The following is a 17,374-nucleotide window of genomic DNA, read 5'->3' on the forward strand; positions in this document are numbered from 1 at the left end:
CAGAAGTACGACGAGCTGCCCCGTCCAACGGCGGGGACGACGCCGGCCCACGCGGCGATGACCGCTCGCCGCGCCGCCGCGACGATCGATCCATGCCAACAGCCGTACCGAATCCACGGTCGATGCCCCGGTCCACCGCCCGCACCGTCGCCGGCCGGTCCTCTCCCGCCAACTGGCTGATCCCCACCGGGCTGGTGCTGCTCGCCGTCGTACCGGTGGTCGCCGGCAGCCTGCGACTGGCCGAGCTGGTCGGTGGGCCGCCCATCGTGCCCGACGGCGACCGGGTCACCTCGGCCCCGGTGGCGCTGGTGACGCACATCGTCGGTGTCACCATCTTCAGCCTCGTCGGGGCGTTCCAGTTCGCGCCGGGTCTGCGGCGACGCCGCCGGGCCTGGCACCGGGCCGCCGGGCGAGTCCTGGTGGTCTGTGGGTTGCTCACCGCCGGGACCGGTCTGTGGCTGACCCTGTTCCTGCCGCCGGCGGCGGTCGACAGCGAGCTGCTGGTCGCCATCCGGGTGGTGGTGAGCGTGGCGATGGCGGCGTGCGTCGTGGTCGGCTTCGTCGCGGTCCGACGCCGTGACTTCGCCGCGCACCGGGCCTGGATGATCCGGGGTTACGCGATCGGGATGGGCGCGGGCACCCAGTTCTTCACCCAGCTGGCCTGGCTGGCCGTGGTCGGCCCGGTGACGGCGTCGGGCCGGACCGGCACCATGGCCGCCGGGTGGCTGATCAACGTGGTGGTGGCGGAGTGGGTGATCCGGCGGCGCGCCGCCGGCTCTCGCCGGCGGCGCGACACGGTACGGGTCAGCGGATCCGCTCGACCACGACCCGCCGGATGACGAACTTGCCCGGTTCCCGGACCTGTTCGAAGGCGGCGTCGTTGAGCAGCACGCAGCTGGCCGACGGGCTGGTCACCGTGACGGTGATGCTCCGGTCGTTGTCGAGGTTGGTCACCTTGAGCACGGTGCCGATGGGGAAGGTGCCGCTGGAGGCGGCCGGCGCGGCGTCCTCGTTGAACAGGGTGACCGTCGATCCCGCGCAGACGACCTCACCGGTTGCGGGCGCACCGGTGTCCGGCGCGGCACCGGTGCCCGTACCGCCGGTGGGTGCCGGCTGCGGCGTCGCCGGGGCCGCGACGGGGACGTCGACCTGTACGTCGGCCGTGCAGCCGGCGGCGGCCCGCCGCTGCTGGATCAGGTCGACGACGGCCTGCCGGTTGGCGATCCGGTCGGCGGACAGGGCGTCCGGGTTGGCGCGCTGGTCGGCGATGAAGCTGAGATTGTTACGCAGCGCGGTGTCCAGCCCGGCGCAGTTCTCCCCCGCGTTGCCCAGCCCGGTGCCGACCGCCAGTCCACCGCCGAGCAGGGCGGCGGCCGCCACCCCGATGAACACCTTGCGTGCCCGTCCACTTCTGACGTCCCACCCGTACATGCGTCCGCTCCTCTCGTCTCACCGCTGCGCAGGACGCAGCCCACCGACCGGTACGGGCGGCGAGGACGAGTGGATCTACCGCAGGGCTGAAGTTTTGCTTAAGAATCCTCACAGAGGCAACGGTGATGCCCAGCGGACGGCGACCTACCGGGCGGCCGGGGTCCGCACCACCAGGCGGTCCAGCAGGTCACGGCTGGCGGCGGCGACGGCGGCGACGGCCGCGTCGAACGCTTCGGCGTTGTGTGCGGCCGGCTGCCGGAACCCGGAGATCTTCCGTACGTACTGTAGGGCGGCGGCCTCGATGTCGGCGTCGGTCACGTCCGGGGTGTACGGCTCACGCAGTGTCTTGATGCTTCGGCACATGGGCTCCATCGTGCCTGACCCGGCGTCGTCACGGGAACCCGAGTTGACATCACTAGCTAGCATAAATAGCCTTATGGCTATGCAAGTTAGCATACCGCCTTGTCTCGGCGGCCGGTGTGCCTAGGGTCGGACTCACCCCGGACGCCCTGGTGGACGCCGCGATCGCCCTCATCGACGAGCACGGCCTCGACGCGCTGACGCTCAGCGCACTAGCCGGCCGGGTCGGCGTCGCCGCCCCGTCGCTCTACAAGCACGTCGGCGGCGGACTCACCGAACTGCGCACCCTCGTCGCCGTACGGGTGCTCGACGAGGTCGCCGACGAACTCACCCGGCACACCCTCGGGCTGAGCCGCGACGCCGCCGTCGCCGCGCTGATGCGCGCCAGCCGCGGCTACGTACGTCGGTATCCGGCCCGTTGGGCGGCGATGCCCGCCGACCCGCTGCGCGAGCCGGCCACGGCCGCCGCCGGCACCCGGCTGCTGGAGGTGTTCCTGGCTGTACTGCGCGGCTACGGGCTGGACCCGGCCGCAGCCGTCCACGCCACCCGCTGTCTACGGGCGACCGTACACGGCTTCGTCGCGTTGGAGGTCGCCGGCGGCTTCGGCCTGCCCGAGGACCTGGAGCAGACGTACGACCGGCTCATCGCGATGGTCGTCACCAGCATGCCGCGCGACTGATCAGGGCCCGACCGTCAGGGCCCGACCGGGGGGTGACGCGGGCCGGGTAACCGCCGGCGCGCGGCGGCGACCAGCCGGGCCGCGATCCGCGGCCGTGCCGCCCAGTGCAGATGCAGGTACGACGCGTGCACCCCGGCGGCGACGAAACCCTCCGGCGCGGCCCCCCGCCACCCCCAGGCCGGTGCCGCGCCAGCGCGCGGCGACACCTCCGTGCGGTGGAACTCGTGCCCGGTCAACCGGCTGCCGGTCGGCAGCGCCACGCTGTCGTTCAGCGCCACCGCGTCGCGGTAGCCGAGGGTCAACCGGGACGTCATCCGGGCGTCCGCCGGCAGCACCCCGCACATCGGGGCCCCGTCGAGGGTGCGGCACAGCCACAGCAGGCCGGCACACTCGGCGACGACCGGCGCTCCGGTGGCGGCGACCGCCGCCACCTGCGAGCGCAACCCGACGTTGGCGCTCAGCTCACCGGCGTACACCTCGGGGAAGCCGCCGCCGACGACGAGCGCCGCCGTGCCGACCGGCAGCTGCTCGTCACGGACCGGATCGACGGTACGCACCTCGGCCCCGGCCGCCGTCAACAGCTCCACGGTCTCCGGGTAGCCGAAGCTGAACGCCGGGCCGGCGGCGACCGCGACGACCGGTCGGCCGTCGGCCGGTCCTGGCTGCCCGCCGGCGCCCACCCCGGCACCGAGGTCGGGGGCATCGTGGACGGCAGCCGCCGGAGACCACCGTTCGACCGTCATCACGGCCGCCGTGCGCGCCACCGCCGCCACGGCGTCCAGGTCGACCGACGCGGCGACCAGCGCCGCCAACGCCTCGACCGAGGCGCGGGCCTCGGCGGTGCGTTCGACCGCCGGCACCAGACCCAGGTGCCGCGAGGGGGTGTCGACCGACGGCTGTCGACGTAGCACCCCGAGCACCGGGGTGCCGACCTCCGCGCAGGCGTCCCGCAGCACCTGTGCGTGCCGGTCGGAGCCGACCCGGTTGAGAATCACCCCGGCGATGTGGACCTGACCGAACGACCGGAAGCCGTGCACCAGGGCAGCCACCGACCGGCTCTGCCCGGCCGCGTCGACGACCAGCAGCACGGGCGCGGCCAGCAGCGCCGCGACGTGCGCGGTGGAACCGACGTCACCGGCACCCACCCGGCCGTCGTAGAGACCCATCACGCCCTCGATCACGGCCAGATCGACGCCGGCGACACCGTGCGCGAACAGCGGCGCGACCAGGTCCTCGCCGACCAGCACCGGGTCCAGGTTGCGGCCCGGCCGACCGGCGGCGAGCGCGTGGTAGCCGGGATCGATGTAGTCCGGGCCGACCTTGAACCCGGCGACCCGGACCCCACGTTCGGCGAAGGCGGCGAGCAGGCCGGTGGCCACCGTGGTCTTGCCGTGGCCGGAGCCGGGTGCGGCGATCACCACCCGGGGTACGGCTACCACTCGATGCCCTGCTGACCCTTGCGTCCGGCATCCATCGGATGCTTGACCTTGGTCATCTCGGTCACCAGGTCGGCGAGGTCGATCAGCTCCGGCGCGGCGTCGCGGCCGGTGATCACCACATGCTGGCTGCCCGGCCGGTCGCGTAGCACCGACACCACCTCGGCGACGTCGATCCAGCCCCACTTGATCGGGTAGGTGAACTCGTCCAGCACGTAGAACCGGTACGCCTCGGCGGCCAGGTCCCGACGGATCTGCGCCCAACCTTCGGCGGCCTCGGCGGCGTGGTCGCGTTCGGTGCCGGGGCGCTGGATCCAGGACCAGCCCTCCCCCATCTTGTGCCAGGTCACCGGCGCCCCTCGGCCCGACTCACCGAGGGTACGTAGGGCCGCCTCCTCACCCACCTTCCACTTCGGAGACTTGACGAACTGGTAGACGACCACCGGCCAGCCGGTCGACCAGGCCCGCAGCGCCATCCCGAACGCCGCCGTCGACTTGCCCTTACCGGAGCCGGTGTGCACCGCGAGCACCGGCTGGCGACGCCGGGCCCGGGTGGTCAGCCCATCGTCGGGAACGTGTTCCGGTCTTCCCTGTGGCATCAGGCCGCCCTCAGCCGGTCGTGGACATCCGGACCCGACGCCGCCAACGCGGCCAGCGGCAGCCACTGCGCGGTGAAGCCGGCCGCGAGCCGGCGGGCCAGACCGAGCCGCACCGGGCCGGCCTCGCAGTCGAGCACCACCATCGGCGTACCGGCGAGCACCGGTGCCAGCGTCGTCGGGTCCGGTCCGGCGGTCGCCCGCCCGTCGGTGACCAGCAGGACCAGCGGCCGACGGCGCGGGTCCCGGCGGTGCTCGGCGGCGACGGTGGCCGCGGCGACGCGCAGCCCGGCGGCGATCGGGGTACGGCCACCGGTGCGCAGCTGCGCCAGCTTGGCGACGGCCACCTCGTGGCTGCTGGTCGGCGGCAGCACCACGTCGGCGGCGGCACCCCGAAAGGTGATCATCCCGATCCGGTCCCGCCGGTGGTAGGCGTCGCGCAGCAGCGACAGCACGGCGGTCTTGACCACCGTCATTCGCTGCCGGGCCGCCATCGACCCGGAGGCGTCGACCACGAACAGGATCAGGTTCGCCTCCTGGCCGACGTAGCGGGCCTGGCGCAGGTCGGCGGGGGTGATCCGGCGGGCACCCCGGGACGCGGCGGCGCGCACCGTTGCCGGTAGATGCACCGTCGACGGCCGTCCGGTCGGCGACCCGGCGCCGACTACCCGGCCCCGGTCGGCGTGGGCCGCCGAACGTCGGCCGGGCGTCGCGCCCGCACCGAGCCCGGGGAGCCGCAGTGTCCGGGGCCGGTACGCGGGCCCGGCCGCCGCCGGAGCCGGACCGCCCGGCGGTACGCCGTCCGGCTGCTCGGCACCGACCGCCGGACCGTCGGCGTCTGCCGTAGCTGGCTCAGGATGCCGGCCGGCGTCCGAGTCGGGCGCGCCGGGTGGCGGCCCACCGTCCGAGTCGGGCGGGCCGGGTGGCGGCCCACCGTCCGGTAGTGGCGGACCCGGCGGCGGAGGAGGATCGGGATCGTCGCCGCACTCGTCACGCAGCACCTCGTCGAGGCGCTGCTCGTCGGCGCCGGGCGGGTCGAGCGGGTCACGGCGCCGCCGGTGCGGCAGCGCCAGCCGGGCTGCCTCGGCGACCTCGGCGGCGGTGACCGCCGGTTGGCCCCGCCAGGCGGCCAGCGCGACGGCGGCGCGGGCCATCACGATGTCGGCCCGCATACCGTCCACCTGGTACGCCAGGCAGATCCGGGCGATCCGGTCGATCTCGGCATCGGGCAGCGTGACCGCAGGCAGGGCCGCCCGCGCATCGCGTACCCGCAGTGCGAGCTGGTTGTCGGCGGACTGCCAGCGGTCCGCGAACGCCACCGGGTCGGTCTCGTACGCGAGCCGACGGCGCACCACCTCGGCCCGGTCCGCCACCAGGGTCGGTGCGGCCACCGACACCATCAGCCCGAAGCGGTCCAGCAACTGTGGACGCGGCTCGCCCTCCTCCGGGTTCATCGTGCCGACCAGCAGGAACCGGGCGGCGTGGCTGACCGACACCCCGTCGCGTTCGACGTGGGCCCGGCCCATCGCCGCCGCGTCCAGCAGCAGGTCCACCAGATGGTCCGGCAACAGGTTGACCTCGTCGACGTAGAGCAGGCCCCGGTGCGCGGCGGCGAGCAGCCCCGGCTCGTACGCCTTCACGCCGGCGCTGAGCACCCGCTGGATGTCGAGGGTGCCGACCACCCGGTCCTCAGTGGCGCCGACCGGCAACTCGACCAGTGCGGCCGGGCCGCCACGCGCGGTCACCGGCGCGGTGTGCGGCCCGTCCGGGCAGGCCGGGTCCGGGGCCGCCGGGTCGCAGGCGAACCGGCAGCCGAGCACCCGGTCGACCTCCGGTAGCAGCCCGGCCAGCGCGCGGACGACCGTCGACTTTGCGGTGCCCTTCTCACCCCGGATGAGCACTCCGCCGATGCCGGGGTGCACCGCGGCGAGCAGCAGGGCCTGCCGCAGGTCGGGCAGGCCGACGACGGCGGTGAACGGGTACGGCGTCATGGCAGGGGCCGACAGGTGTGCATGGTGAATCCCTCCCGCGGGTGTCCACGCCCGCGTACCGGTGGACCAGCGAGCGGCCGGAGTCTCCTGGCTGCCGGATCGACGTCGCGTCCCGAGCCTTCCCGCCATCGGGGCAGTGGCTGTCTCAGGGGGACGCGACTCACCGGTCACAGTGGCGGGACCGCCCCGGATTCGCACCGGGTTCCTCCGCGCACCGCTCGTGCCGGTCATGCTCCCCCACCCGCGGTCCACCGTCAATGTGGCGCCGGTCCCGTTGCCGGCCACGGCCACAGCCATTGCCCGGCCGGTCACGACGGCGGTACGCTGCGCATGCCACGGTGTTCGGGAAGCCGGTGTGAGTCCGGCGTGGTCCTCGCCACTGTGACCGGGAAGTGTCCGATCCACCATGCCACTGGGCCGACGACGGTCCGGGAAGGCGGGACGGCTGCGACGATCCGGGAGCCAGGAGACCGGCCGTGGCACGCACCGCATCGCCACGAGGCATGGACGAGGGGATTTCCTGGCATGACTGCACCTTCTGTCGGCGGAGAGGTCACCACCACCGCCATCCGCGTACCGCTCGCCGGTTGGTTGCTGGCCGCCGTCGCGGCGGTCGTCATCTACCTGGTCGCGCAGGACAACGGGCTGGTGCTGGCCGGTGCCGCCGAGTTCATGCACGAGTTCACCCACGACGGCCGGCACGCCCTCGGCGTACCGTGCCACTGAGCGGCGGCCAAGCTCCGATGACTACCTACCCGTTCCGCGCGGTGCTGGGCCGCGGACTGCTCGCCGGTACGGCCGCCGGCGCGGCAGGTGCGGTGGCGGCCCTGCTGATCGTCGAACCGCAGATCGAGTCGGCGCTGGTCGTCGAGGAGGCCCGCGCTGCGACCGGGACGGCCGGACACAGCCACGACGAGGAGTTGGTCGGTCGGGCCATGCAGGTCCTCGGCGGGCTGGTCGCCACCGTCGCGGTGGCGCTGTGCCTGGCGTTGATCGTCGCCGTGGTCCTCGCGGCGACCCGGCACCTGCTGCCCGGCCGCGACGACTTCCGACGCGTGGGGCTGCTCGCCGGGCTCGGCTTCGTCGTGGTGGCGCTGCTACCGGCGATCCACTTCCCGGCCAACCCGCCGGGCGTCGGCGACCCGGACACCGTCAACCAGCGCACCGGGCAGTATCTGTCGTTCATCATCGCCGCAGCCGCCGTCACCTGGCTGGCGCTGCTGACCCACCGGCGGCTGACCGGCTGGGCGCGGCCGGCTCCCTACCGGACGGTGGTCGCGGCGGCGCTGGCCGTCGTCGGGTACGCCCTGCTGCTGGCGCTCTGGCCGGCCACCGGGGTCGACGTGCCCGCCGATATCCCGGCGGCGCTGCTCTGGGAGTTCCGGCTCGCCTCGCTGGCGCAGCTCGCCACGATGTGGACGGTTTTCGGGGTGGTGTTCGGACTGCTCCTCACCCCGGCCCGGACCGGTGACCGGCGGCCCACGCTCGCCAACGTCGCGTGACGGCGGAGCTTGGCCCGGCGGGACCGGCACCCGGGCACCCCGCCCGGGTGACCGTCTGCCGGGGCTGCTGCTGCGGCACCCGCCGCAAACACCCGGACGTCGACCACGACCGGCAGCTCGACCTACTGCGCGCGGCCGCGCCGGTACGGGTGTCCGACTGCCTCAACGCCTGTGACCGGTCCAACGTGGTGGTGGTGCAGCCAGCGGTGTTGGCCCGCCGACTGGGTGCCCGCCCGGTGTGGCTCGGCGGGGTGCTCGACGAGACGGCACTGTCGAGCGTCGTCGACTGGATCGCCGCCGGCGGGCCGGGCCTGGCCGCACCGCCGGACCGGCTCGCCGGGCTGCGCTTCGCCGCCCCCCGCTGGGGAAAGTCCGCCCCGACGTCCTGACCGCGTAGTGCCGTCGCTTGCCGGCCACCGCGTTCCGGCGGCCGACAAGCGACGCCCCCGAACGCGCGCCTGCCCGGATCACGGTCACCCATTGGCGCACGTTCGACAAGGTACGGCGCGAACCGATTGCACAATCGTGCAACCGTCCGGTGCCGTGGCTTCTCCCCTACGGCGTTGTTACTGTGCTGAGCTGACGGCTGTGACACGGGGAACGGGGAGCATCAGGACGCACGGCCCGACTGCGGTTGCACCACTGACCCGGTGGGGCGCCTCACCCGATGCCGATCTGGTCTACCGGGCGCTGACCATGCTCGGTGCCCGCAGCAGCGGTCAGTTCGCCCACGAGCTGGGGCTGACCCGCAAACGCGTCAAGGTCGCACTCGACGAACTGAACGGCCTGACGGCGGCCGTGCCGACCGCCGCCGGCTGGCGGCCGTTGCCAGCCGGTCCGGTCATCGCGCGGCTTCGCCGGCCAGCGCAGCCGGTACGGCGACAGGACGTCTGGCGCCAGCATTTCCGTACCGCGCACGGCATCGACCTGCCCGGCCCGGACGATCCGGCGGTACGCAGCCTGGGCAGCCGGGCCGCCGCCCGCGACCGGGTGCGGCGGCTGGTCGCCGCCGAACGGCACGAACATCTGGCCATCAACACCGAAGTGATCAGCGCGGCGGCCTCAGCGGCGGCGATTCCACTGGACCGCAGCCAGCTGGAAAGCTGCCCGTGCCGAGTCCGGGCTGCGCCAACTGTGTGGCGTTCCCCGAGTAACAGTGACCGCCGGGACCGAACGGGCAGGCGGAACAGGTCCGGCTGCGGCAGCGTGCCACAGCCGGACCGGGGACGATCAGCGACCGGCGGTGCCGTAGTACGCGGTGCGCATGATCTGCTGCATGTCGTTGAGCATCGGCATCCGCAGGTTGGCCGGTGCGCACTGCGGCCATGCCGATCACCTCGTTCGGTCGGCACCGGCGGCACCCCGCCGCCGGTGCGCGACCTCATCGTCACCCGGTACGGTGATCGGTCGCTGCCGCCGTACGTGCCCGATCGCCGGGACCTAGGTCAGCCGACGATCGATCCACTGTGGCCGCTTGACTCTTCCGGTCAGCTTGTGGAGCGCGCCGCCGCCAACTCCCGGGCCTTGGCCGGCCAGGTCGGCAGGCTGGCAGTGGCCCGTACCCCGGCGGCGCGGACCGCCGCGCGCAGCGCCGCCTCGTCGGTCGCACCCAACTGCTCGTACGTGCGGATCCCGGCGGACTGCAGGGCGGCGGCCATCTTCGGCCCGATGCCCTCGATGCGCCGGAAGTCGTCCGCCGGCCCAGCCTCGGGGGCGGCGGGCGACTCAGCGGTAGACGGCTCGACGGCGGCGGGCGGGTCGACGGCGGGCGGGTCGACGGCGGGCGGGTCGACGGCGGGCGGGTCGACGGCGGGCGGGTCGACGGCGGGCGGGTCGACGGCGGGCGGGTCGACGGCGGGCGGGTCGACGGCGGGCGGGTCGACGGCGGGCGGGTCGACGGCGGGCGGGTCGACGGCGGGCGGGTCGACGGCGGGCGGGTCGACGGCGGGCGGGTCGACGGCGGGCGGGTCGACGGCGGGCGGGTCGACGGCGGGCGGGTCGACGGCGGGCGGGTCGACGGCGGGCGGGTCGACGGCGGGCGGGTCGACGGCCGGCACCTGCTCAGGGCTGGCCGCATCGGCGGTAGTGGCCGGCTCGACACTGGCCGGCTCAACACTGACCGGCTCGGCCGTGGCAACCGCGTCGGGCTCGGCGGGAGCCTCGGTGGCGGGCTCGGTCTTGACCGGGTCGGCCGGCGATGCGGGTTCCGGACGGGCCGGGTCGGCCGGCGACGGCTCCTCCGAGGTGGTGGTCGGCGGCTCGACGGCGGCAGCCGCCTCAGGCTTCACCGGGGCGTCCTTGCCGACGGCGGACCGGCGGCTCATCACGAGCCACCCCGCGACTGCACCGAGCAACACCACGACCAGCAGAATCAGTATGTTTCCGAGGGACCAGTCCACGGCAAACCTCCAGCACCAAAAGTCAGAATCGCGAAAGGGTCTCGTTGTGGCCTTGTCGCTGTCAACCTACGGGCAGTCGCAAGGCGCTTCGAGGGCAGGTCGGTCCCGCTACTCTTCGCCAACCACAGTGGGACGGTGCGTGCCACCGAAGAACGGGGAGCGCACTCCCCGCGGGTGCAGTTCAGCCGGGTCCACGTCACCTGACTCGACCCGCCCGGTGACCGCGCGTACCAACGTCGGCCGGTCCCATCCACGCGCCGCCCGCAGCGGTGCCAGTGTGGTGCCCGCCGACAGCGCCACCACCAGGTCCGCCGCCGGGGCGGTCAGCCACGGCGCCATGCCGAGGCCGTCGGCCAGGTGGACACCGTGGACGGCGAGCTCGACGACCCGGGTGGCCTGGAAGTCGGTCAACGTCATCAGGTCACCGTGCCGGGTGACGACCATTCGGTCCGGCGGCTGCGCGGTGACCCGGGCGGCGGCGGTCGCTGCCCGCGCCGCCAGTTCGTCGACAGCGGCGGTGACCGTCCGGGCCGCCGCCCACCGCTGAGCGTCGGCGATCCGCCCGCCGTCCGCGTCGGGACGGAACCGGGCGTCGGGCGCGTAGTAGCCGACCGCGTCCACCGGACCGTCCGGACCGGCGGCGGGTGCGCCGTCGTCGAGCATCTCGACGGTACGGGACAGCGCGATCACGGTGTGTGCAAGCAGTTCCTTGACCGTCCACGGGGCGCATCGGGTCGGGCGGTCGAAGTCCGCCTCCGGTACGGCCCGTAGCGCGTCGACCGCCGCCCGGCTCTCCGCAGCGTAGGCGATGGCCACCTCGTCGGACCGCCAGATCCGCTGCACGACACGGAACCGTTCGGCCACCACCATCGTCCGGTCGTCGACGGTGAACGTCTCGTCACCGAGAGCAGCCCGCATCGGCGTCGAGTGCCAGAAGTCGACGTGGGCGCGGCGCCACCCGGCAACGTCAACGAACCCTTCGCCTTCGTCGACGGCGTGGGCGAGGTCCACCTCCGCCAGTGAAACCACCCGTACCCCGGTGGTTTCCAGTACCGCGCAGGGCCGGTCCGCCGAATCCACCAGAACCGACCGGGCCCCCACGACCGGCAGCGGCTCGTTGTCGTGCTCGTACTCGCCCAGCAGCCCGGACGTGGCCGTCTTCTCGCCGGTGAGGATCGCCGCGACCAGCCGGTCGCGCAGCGGACCGGGAAAAGCGAACTCGGCCTTCGGTTCATGGTCGACGCGGTGCGGCACGTCCTGCCCGGCATCACGGTCCGCCTCGGTCGCCACAGCCGCAGTGTACTGGCTGCGGTGCCGCCTGGTCCCGTCCACGATCGTGTGCTGCCCGCCAACGACCGTCGCGCAATTGACGTGACTGGCCACGACCAGGTAGGCCACGATGGGCCGGTGACGACGTCAGATCGGCGCGCCGTGGCGCTGCACCCGATGACCCAGGCCGAGTACGACGTACGCATTCCCGCGCTGGTGGCGGGCTATGCCGACAACCTGCTGCGGTCCGGGCGCGCCACCACCGCGACGGCGCTGACCGAGTCCCGCCGCCAGCACGCCGAGTTACTGCCCGACGGGCTGGCCACCGAGCGGATGCTGTTCCTGGTGGCGCGGCCGGCGGATGTCGACGACGCGCGCCCGGTCGGCTGGATCTGGATCGGGCTACCGGACTCCGCCGAATCGGACCGGCCGGCCTGGATCTACAACATCGAGGTGGACGCCGCCCAGCGCGGCAACGGGTACGGGCGTGCCATCCTGGCCGCTGTCGAGCCGGTGCTGGCCACACGCGGAGTCACCCTGCTCGGGTTGAACGTCTTCGGGGACAACCTGGTGGCCCGTCGGCTGTACGAGTCGACCGGATTCACCGTCACCGCCCAGCAGATGGTCAAGCCGATCGGTATCGTGCCACAGGAGTCGGTATAGCGAAACCGGCGTACCGCTGCGGGAAATCGATGCCGGACTTAACGAGATTCGGCGGGTGGCGGGCGGCCCACCCGAAACTGCAGACCACCCCACCACAGCCCAGCTGGAGGCGTGGATCGAGCTGGCCGAGCTGCGTGCGTCCACCCTGCCAGCCCGCTGACCGGAGACTGACATCATGCTTCTGAACGGGCAGCCCGTCGATCTGGATCATCTGAAGATCCTGGGTCTCACCAACTACGGTCACTTCACGTCGATGCGAGTGGACGCCGGCCGGGTACGCGGACTCGCGCTTCACCTCGATCGGCTGACAAGGGACTGCCGTGCACTCTTCGGCGCGGAACTCGATCAGCACAAGGTGCGCAGCTATGTCCGTCACGTGGTGGGTTCCGCCGAGTCGACCGTCGCCAGGGTAACGGTGTTCGACCCAGATCTCGACCTGGGGCATCCCGCCAGCGCATCAAGCCCGCAGGTGCTCGTCACGGCGCGAGCGGTGTCGTCGGTCCCACCACAACCGCTGGTGCTCACCACTCGCTGCTACGAGCGGGACGTACCGGGTGTCAAGCACCTCGGCCTGTTCGCGACGGTGTTCCATCGCCGACAGGCCCAACTCGCTGGCTTCGATGACGTGCTGTTCGTAGACAGGGAGGGTTTCATCTCCGAAGGGGCGACCTGGAACGTCGGCCTGATCGAAGGGGACGACATCGTGTGGCCGCAGGCACCGGTGTTGCCGGGAGTCGCGATGGCGTTGATCCGTCAAGAGCGCCCAGGGCATGAGCGCCGCGTCAACGTGGCGGAGCTGGACCGCTACACCGCAGCGTTCGCCACCAACGCCACGGTTGGAGTCCGGGCTGTCACCGCGATCGACGCCATCCGATGGTCCGGCATGACGCCGCTGGTCGAGCAGATCCGCAAGGACTACAGTGCCATCCCCGGCGAGCCGCTCTGATGCGCTGCAGGTAGGTACATACACCTGGCCCCGGGGCAGTTCTGCGCACCCCGCTACCGGAAGGGATCCTTCCCGTTGCGGGAACCATCCCCTGCCTCCCCTCTTGACATCTCCTCGTTGATGTAGTCCCCGACCGGGTCAGGAATTCGCGTCGAAACGCTCCGAAGTCTCGATGATCAACGGACAGAACAACAGCCCGAGCCCGGGATGAGCGTTGCCAGGCGGCGCTGAGCCATGATCCTGCCGCTGGCACCGCACTGTGACCCGGGTAACACCCTGTCATGCCGAGTCGGGGTGTCTCGTCTGTGGTGGTGAGGACAACGAGTGGAGACCACCCCATGACGATCCGTACCGAACGGCGGCGGTAGTCGGCCATGCCGCCCACCGACATCTACGACGAACTGCGTCCATGGGCGTTCACCATCGCCTACCGGATGCTCGGCAGCGTCAGCGAGGCCGAGGACGTCACCCAGGAGACGTTCCTGCGGATGCACCAGAGTGCGCGGCAAGGCGAGGAGATCAGCTCACCCCGGGCGTACGCCGCCACGCTGGCCACCCGGCTGGCCATCGACCAGCTCCGCTCGGCCCGGTCCCGCAGGGAACGCTACGTCGGCGAGTGGCTGCCCGAGCCGCTGGTCACCGACCCCACACCGGCCGAGCAGGCGGAGATCGCCGATTCGCTGTCGCTGGCCTTTCTCGTCCTGCTGGAGAGCCTGTCAGCGCAGCAGCGCGCCGCGTTCCTGCTGCGCGAAGTCTTCGACTACCCGTACCCGCAGGTGGCCGAGATCGTCGGTGCTGACGTGGACGGTACCCGGCATCTGGTCGCCCGGGCGCGCGACAGGATTCGCGCACGCCGACCCCGCTACCACACCACCCGGCAGCAACGCGACGAGCTGGCCCGGCGGTTCTTCGCCGCCGCCCAGCAGGGCGACCTGCCGGCGTTGGAGCAGTTGCTGGCGCACGACGTGGCACTGCACGGCGACGGCGGCGGCAAGGTTCCCGCGCTGCCCCGGCCGCTGCACGGGCGTACCCGGGTGGCCCGGGCCCTGGCGGCCTGGCTGCCCCGGCTGCCGGACCACGGCGTCCGGCTGCGGCCGGCCTCGGTCAACGGCCAACCCGGTGCTGCCGCCTACGACGCGCAGGACCACCTCATCGGGATCGTCGGGCTGGACATCGCTGACGACCAGGTCCGCGCGATTCACTCCATCGCCAATCCGGACAAGCTGCGGCACCTGGGCCCGGTCGGCGATTCGAACACTGTGGTACGTGCCGCTCGTCGCCGATCGAAAGGACAACCATGAATCTCGTACTGTGGATCGTCGCCGGCTGGCTGGCCGTCGTCATGGTGGTCAGCACCGGGAAGGTGCTGGTGCCCCGGGAGAAGCTGGCCTCGATGGGTCGGGCCGGGGAGTGGGTGATGGACTTCAGCCCTCGCGCGCTGTGGGCCATCACGATCCTGGAGCTGTTGGCGGCGGCAGGGCTGATCCTGCCGGCGGTGCTCGGCATCGCCCCGGTCCTGGTGCCGGTGACCGCGGTCTGCGTCGCGGTGCTGTTCACCGGTGCGGCGACCATGCGGCTACGACGCGGCGAACGCCTGACGGTCCTGCCCGACCTGGTCTATGCCGCGATGGCCGCCTTCGTCGCCTGGGGCCGGTTCGGTCCCGCGCCGTTCACCGGCTGAGTTGGTCCGACTCCGCCGGCCCAGCCGGCACGGCGGATCCGGAGAGGCTCAACCGGTCGGTACGGCGATCCGCAGGCTCAGCGCGCCGTGCAGGTCGAGCCAGACGTCGGCCGGGCCGCGTACCAGCCGCAGCAGCACCCCGGTGCAGTGCGGGCAGCGGGCGACCAGGCCAGGCGCGTCGGAGTAGACCATCAGGGCGGCCAGCGGCCCGGCCCGTCCGCACCTGGCGCAGCGGCCGATCGCGGTGGAGACGTCCACCGCGAAGATCTCGCCAAGCGGACCGGCCAGCGCGTTACCGTCCAGGTGGTGCTCGTCGGGCAGGTGCTGCTCGTCCGTCAGGTGAGGTCCGTCGGGCAGCACCGATGGCACGGGCTGGTCGGTCATGTCAACCTCCGGTAGGTCCGAATCGTTCAGTGCGGACGCGGCGGGGGTCATGCCCGAGTGCGATCAGGATGTCGGCGACCGTCTCCACGAAGCCGGTCGGCCCGCAGACGTAGCAGGCCGGTTCGAGCATCGCCGGCCAGCCGTCGGTGTTGATCCGGGAGACTCCGATCCGGCCGACCTGGCCAGGCCCGCCCTCGGGTGCCTGGCGGGTGTAGACGTAGCTGACGTCGAGACCGGCGTCGTCGCGGGCGCGGCGGCGCAACTCGTCGGCGTAGTAGACGTCGGCCGGTGCCCGCACCGAGTAGATGAGCCGGAACGGTACCCGGCTGCCGGCGGCACGCCGGGCGCGGATCATCGCCATCAGCGGCACGATGCCGGAGCCACCGGCGATCAGCAGCACCGGATCGGTCGTGTCCGGTCGCCACACGAACCAGCCGCCGACCGGTCCGCGAATCTCCACCGGGTCACCGACGGCGTACGGGCCGGCCAGGTAGCCGGAGACCTCACCGTCGGGCACCCGCTGCACGGTCAACTCGATCCGGTCGCCGTCGGCCGCGTTGGCGACCGAGTAGCTGCGCTGGGCCTGGTATCCGTCGGCGGCGGTGAGCCGCACGTCAACGTGCTGGCCGGGCAGGTGCCCGGGCCAGTCCGGCACGTCGAGCAGCAGGGTACGGGCGGTCGGTGTCTCGTCGCGGATGGCGGCGAGGTGGGCCACCCGCCAGCTCAGTCGCCCTGGTACCGCTGCTCGCGCCACGGGTCACCGTACTCGTGGTAGCCGGCGGTCTCCCAGAAGCCCGGTTCGTCGTCGGTCAGCAGCCGGATGCCGTGCACCCATTTGGCCGACTTCCACAGATACAGGTGTGGCACCAGCAGCCGGGCCGGGCCACCGTGCTCCGGGCTCAGGTCGGCGTCGTCGTAGCGGTAGGCGATCCATGCCTGCCCGTCGAGCAGGTCGGCCAGCGGAAGGTTGGTGGTGTAACCGCCGTACGAGTGGGCAAGGGCGTAGTCGGCGCTGGTGTCGATGTCGGCCAGCAGGGTGTCGAGGGAGACCCCGCGCCAGCGGGTGCCGAGCTTGGACCACTTGGTCACACAGTGCAGGTCGACGGTGACGTCCTCACTGGGCAGGTCGAGCAGTTCCGGCCAGGTCCACCGCTGCTCGGTGCCGTCCTCGGTGGTGATCACGAACTGCCAGCCGGCGACGTCGATACGCGGGGTCGGGCCGGCGGACAGCACCGGAAAGTCATCGGTCAGATACTGACCCGGCGGCAGGGTGACAGCGCCGGGAGAACGTGGACGGCCCTGGAAGCCGGGCGACACGATACCCATCGGACCGTCGTACCATCTGGTCGGACGCTCCCGCCACCGTCGGTGGGGATTGCACCCGTCCGAGGTGCCGGGCCACGACCCCCTCAGAGGTCGAACAGGTCCCGCATCGCCTCTTCCAGGCGGGCCATGCTGGCGCCGGTGACCATGCCGACCCGCTCCGCCCCGGATCTGCCGGAGATGCGGCGCATCCGGTTGACCACGACGACGCCGGACAGCGGGTCGGTCTCGGCCAGCGGCACCACGAACGGCGGCAGGCTGGTGGCACCGCGCTGGCGGACGATCGGCGCGCAGTACGGGGCTGCCCTGGGTCGCTCGTTGTGCGTGTCGCCGGACAGCACCACCACCCGGTAGCGCAGGTCGGAGCGCTCGCCGACGGTCCAGATCTCGCCGCGGTTCACGCCGCGTCAGACAGGTCGGACCAGCCGGACTCCAGCGTGTCGGCGAGTTCGTCGAAGTCGTCCAGTTCGTCGCGGACCTCCGGGTTGGCGGCCAGCCACTCCTCGTGTGCCCGGGCGGCGTCGCGGCGGGCTTCCCGGCGGGCGGCACGGTCGATCCAGTCGGAGAGTGTCATCCCGTCCCGTTCGGCAGCGGCCCGCGCCCTGGCCAGGGTCTGCGGGCTCAGCCGCAGGGTGACCATCTCTGCCATGCCGCGATGGTACGACCCGGTCGGCCGGTGTGCCGCCCCGGCCCGGCCCGGGGCGGCCGGCATG

Annotated in this window: 22 protein-coding genes, 1 pseudogene and 2 riboswitches; of the genes and pseudogenes, 9 read left to right on the plus strand and 14 right to left on the minus strand. The window is 72.6% G+C overall.

Annotation, left to right across the window (positions count from 1 at the left end):
- The first annotated feature begins 92 nt into the window (after window positions 1-92).
- Window positions 93-839: a DUF2306 domain-containing protein gene (locus O7543_RS06190; RefSeq protein ID WP_281554729.1), complete on the plus strand. Its 747-nt coding sequence runs from the start codon at window positions 93-95 to the stop codon at window positions 837-839.
- On the opposite strand, the gene O7543_RS06195 is transcribed toward O7543_RS06190, so the two are convergent.
- Together O7543_RS06195 and O7543_RS06200 are read right to left on the minus strand one after the other, a co-directional pair.
- Complete coding sequence (locus tag O7543_RS06195; RefSeq protein WP_281554728.1) at window positions 805-1,431, minus strand: hypothetical protein; 627 nt, start codon at window positions 1,429-1,431, stop codon at window positions 805-807. The genes O7543_RS06190 and O7543_RS06195 overlap by 35 nt on opposite strands.
- 144 nt (window positions 1,432-1,575) lie before the next feature.
- On the minus strand, window positions 1,576-1,794 hold the full coding sequence (locus O7543_RS06200; protein WP_281554727.1) for a DUF2277 domain-containing protein: 219 nt from the start codon (window positions 1,792-1,794) through the stop codon (window positions 1,576-1,578).
- A 116-nt stretch (window positions 1,795-1,910) separates the two neighbouring features.
- On the opposite strand from O7543_RS06200, the gene O7543_RS06205 reads away from it, so the two are divergent.
- Window positions 1,911-2,471, plus strand: a complete 561-nt coding sequence (locus tag O7543_RS06205) for a TetR/AcrR family transcriptional regulator (RefSeq protein ID WP_281554726.1) — start codon at window positions 1,911-1,913, stop codon at window positions 2,469-2,471.
- Window positions 2,472-2,485: 14 nt separating this feature from the next.
- Here the strand turns inward: O7543_RS06205 and O7543_RS06210 are convergent, their stop codons facing one another.
- From O7543_RS06210 to O7543_RS06220, 3 genes are read right to left on the minus strand one after another with little or no spacing between them, the layout of a single operon-like run.
- Window positions 2,486-3,910, minus strand: coding sequence for a cobyrinate a,c-diamide synthase (locus O7543_RS06210; protein WP_281554725.1), 1,425 nt, complete (start codon window positions 3,908-3,910; stop codon window positions 2,486-2,488).
- Window positions 3,904-4,506, minus strand: a complete 603-nt coding sequence (gene cobO / locus O7543_RS06215) for a cob(I)yrinic acid a,c-diamide adenosyltransferase (protein ID WP_281554724.1) — start codon at window positions 4,504-4,506, stop codon at window positions 3,904-3,906. The genes O7543_RS06210 and cobO overlap by 7 nt, the downstream gene beginning before the upstream one ends.
- Complete coding sequence (locus O7543_RS06220; protein WP_281554723.1) at window positions 4,506-6,494, minus strand: VWA domain-containing protein; 1,989 nt, start codon at window positions 6,492-6,494, stop codon at window positions 4,506-4,508. Before O7543_RS06220 ends, cobO begins: the two co-directional genes overlap by 1 nt.
- A gap of 80 nt (window positions 6,495-6,574) precedes the next feature.
- Window positions 6,575-6,702, minus strand: a riboswitch (cobalamin riboswitch).
- Between the two features lie 111 nt (window positions 6,703-6,813).
- A riboswitch (cobalamin riboswitch) is annotated at window positions 6,814-6,988 on the plus strand.
- Window positions 6,989-7,019: 31 nt separating this feature from the next.
- Here O7543_RS06220 and O7543_RS06225 point away from each other — a divergent pair.
- Genes O7543_RS06225 through O7543_RS06235 form a run of 3 tightly spaced genes read left to right on the plus strand, consistent with a single transcriptional unit; the run spans window position 7,020 to window position 8,385 of the window.
- Window positions 7,020-7,220 (plus strand): CbtB-domain containing protein, encoded by a 201-nt coding sequence (locus tag O7543_RS06225; RefSeq protein WP_281554722.1) that lies wholly within the window; start codon window positions 7,020-7,022, stop codon window positions 7,218-7,220.
- 17 nt (window positions 7,221-7,237) lie between these two features.
- Complete coding sequence (locus O7543_RS06230; protein WP_281554721.1) at window positions 7,238-7,996, plus strand: CbtA family protein; 759 nt, start codon at window positions 7,238-7,240, stop codon at window positions 7,994-7,996.
- 47 nt (window positions 7,997-8,043) lie between these two features.
- Complete coding sequence (locus tag O7543_RS06235; protein ID WP_281554720.1) at window positions 8,044-8,385, plus strand: hypothetical protein; 342 nt, start codon at window positions 8,044-8,046, stop codon at window positions 8,383-8,385.
- Between the two features lie 271 nt (window positions 8,386-8,656).
- Here the strand turns inward: O7543_RS06235 and O7543_RS06240 are convergent, their stop codons facing one another.
- From O7543_RS06240 to O7543_RS06255, 4 genes and pseudogenes are all read right to left on the minus strand, one after another.
- Entirely contained in the window at window positions 8,657-9,016 is a 360-nt protein-coding gene (locus O7543_RS06240; RefSeq protein WP_281554719.1) for a hypothetical protein, read from the minus strand.
- 467 nt (window positions 9,017-9,483) lie between these two features.
- Window positions 9,484-10,320: a helix-hairpin-helix domain-containing protein gene (locus tag O7543_RS06245; protein WP_281554718.1), complete on the minus strand. Its 837-nt coding sequence runs from the start codon at window positions 10,318-10,320 to the stop codon at window positions 9,484-9,486.
- 183 nt (window positions 10,321-10,503) lie between these two features.
- The gene (locus O7543_RS06250; protein WP_281567481.1) at window positions 10,504-11,238 is read right to left on the minus strand and encodes a maleylpyruvate isomerase N-terminal domain-containing protein; all 735 of its coding nucleotides are present in this window, start codon (window positions 11,236-11,238) and stop codon (window positions 10,504-10,506) included.
- Window positions 11,227-11,649, minus strand: a pseudogene (locus O7543_RS06255) (ASCH domain-containing protein); the annotation flags it as partial. The pseudogene O7543_RS06255 and the gene O7543_RS06250, both read right to left, overlap by 12 nt.
- A 153-nt stretch (window positions 11,650-11,802) precedes the next feature.
- Here O7543_RS06255 and O7543_RS06260 point away from each other — a divergent pair.
- From O7543_RS06260 to O7543_RS06275, 4 genes are all read left to right on the plus strand, one after another.
- Complete coding sequence (locus O7543_RS06260; protein WP_281554717.1) at window positions 11,803-12,327, plus strand: GNAT family N-acetyltransferase; 525 nt, start codon at window positions 11,803-11,805, stop codon at window positions 12,325-12,327.
- Window positions 12,328-12,502: 175 nt separating this feature from the next.
- Window positions 12,503-13,273, plus strand: a complete 771-nt coding sequence (locus O7543_RS06265; protein ID WP_281554716.1) for an aminotransferase class IV family protein — start codon at window positions 12,503-12,505, stop codon at window positions 13,271-13,273.
- 374 nt (window positions 13,274-13,647) lie between these two features.
- The gene (locus O7543_RS06270) at window positions 13,648-14,574 is read left to right on the plus strand and encodes an RNA polymerase sigma-70 factor (RefSeq protein ID WP_281554715.1); all 927 of its coding nucleotides are present in this window, start codon (window positions 13,648-13,650) and stop codon (window positions 14,572-14,574) included.
- Complete coding sequence (locus tag O7543_RS06275; RefSeq protein ID WP_281554714.1) at window positions 14,571-14,954, plus strand: DoxX family protein; 384 nt, start codon at window positions 14,571-14,573, stop codon at window positions 14,952-14,954. Before O7543_RS06270 ends, O7543_RS06275 begins: the two co-directional genes overlap by 4 nt.
- A 48-nt stretch (window positions 14,955-15,002) precedes the next feature.
- Here the strand turns inward: O7543_RS06275 and O7543_RS06280 are convergent, their stop codons facing one another.
- The 5 genes from O7543_RS06280 to O7543_RS06300 form a co-directional block, all read right to left on the minus strand.
- The gene (locus O7543_RS06280) at window positions 15,003-15,275 is read right to left on the minus strand and encodes a DUF6510 family protein (RefSeq protein WP_281555571.1); all 273 of its coding nucleotides are present in this window, start codon (window positions 15,273-15,275) and stop codon (window positions 15,003-15,005) included.
- A gap of 64 nt (window positions 15,276-15,339) precedes the next feature.
- The gene (locus O7543_RS06285; RefSeq protein WP_281554713.1) at window positions 15,340-16,092 is read right to left on the minus strand and encodes a ferredoxin reductase; all 753 of its coding nucleotides are present in this window, start codon (window positions 16,090-16,092) and stop codon (window positions 15,340-15,342) included.
- A complete protein-coding gene (locus tag O7543_RS06290; RefSeq protein WP_281554712.1) occupies window positions 16,062-16,664 on the minus strand; it encodes a sulfite oxidase-like oxidoreductase in 603 nt (200 codons plus the stop codon). The genes O7543_RS06285 and O7543_RS06290 overlap by 31 nt, the downstream gene beginning before the upstream one ends.
- An 83-nt stretch (window positions 16,665-16,747) precedes the next feature.
- Entirely contained in the window at window positions 16,748-17,062 is a 315-nt protein-coding gene (locus tag O7543_RS06295) for a type II toxin-antitoxin system PemK/MazF family toxin (protein ID WP_278168906.1), read from the minus strand.
- Complete coding sequence (locus O7543_RS06300; RefSeq protein ID WP_281554711.1) at window positions 17,059-17,310, minus strand: hypothetical protein; 252 nt, start codon at window positions 17,308-17,310, stop codon at window positions 17,059-17,061. The genes O7543_RS06295 and O7543_RS06300 overlap by 4 nt, the downstream gene beginning before the upstream one ends.
- Window positions 17,311-17,374 lie beyond the last annotated feature (64 nt).

It is taken from the genome of Solwaraspora sp. WMMA2080 (genome assembly GCF_027497395.1).
In the GTDB taxonomy this organism is placed as follows: Bacteria; Actinomycetota; Actinomycetes; order Mycobacteriales; family Micromonosporaceae; genus Micromonospora_E.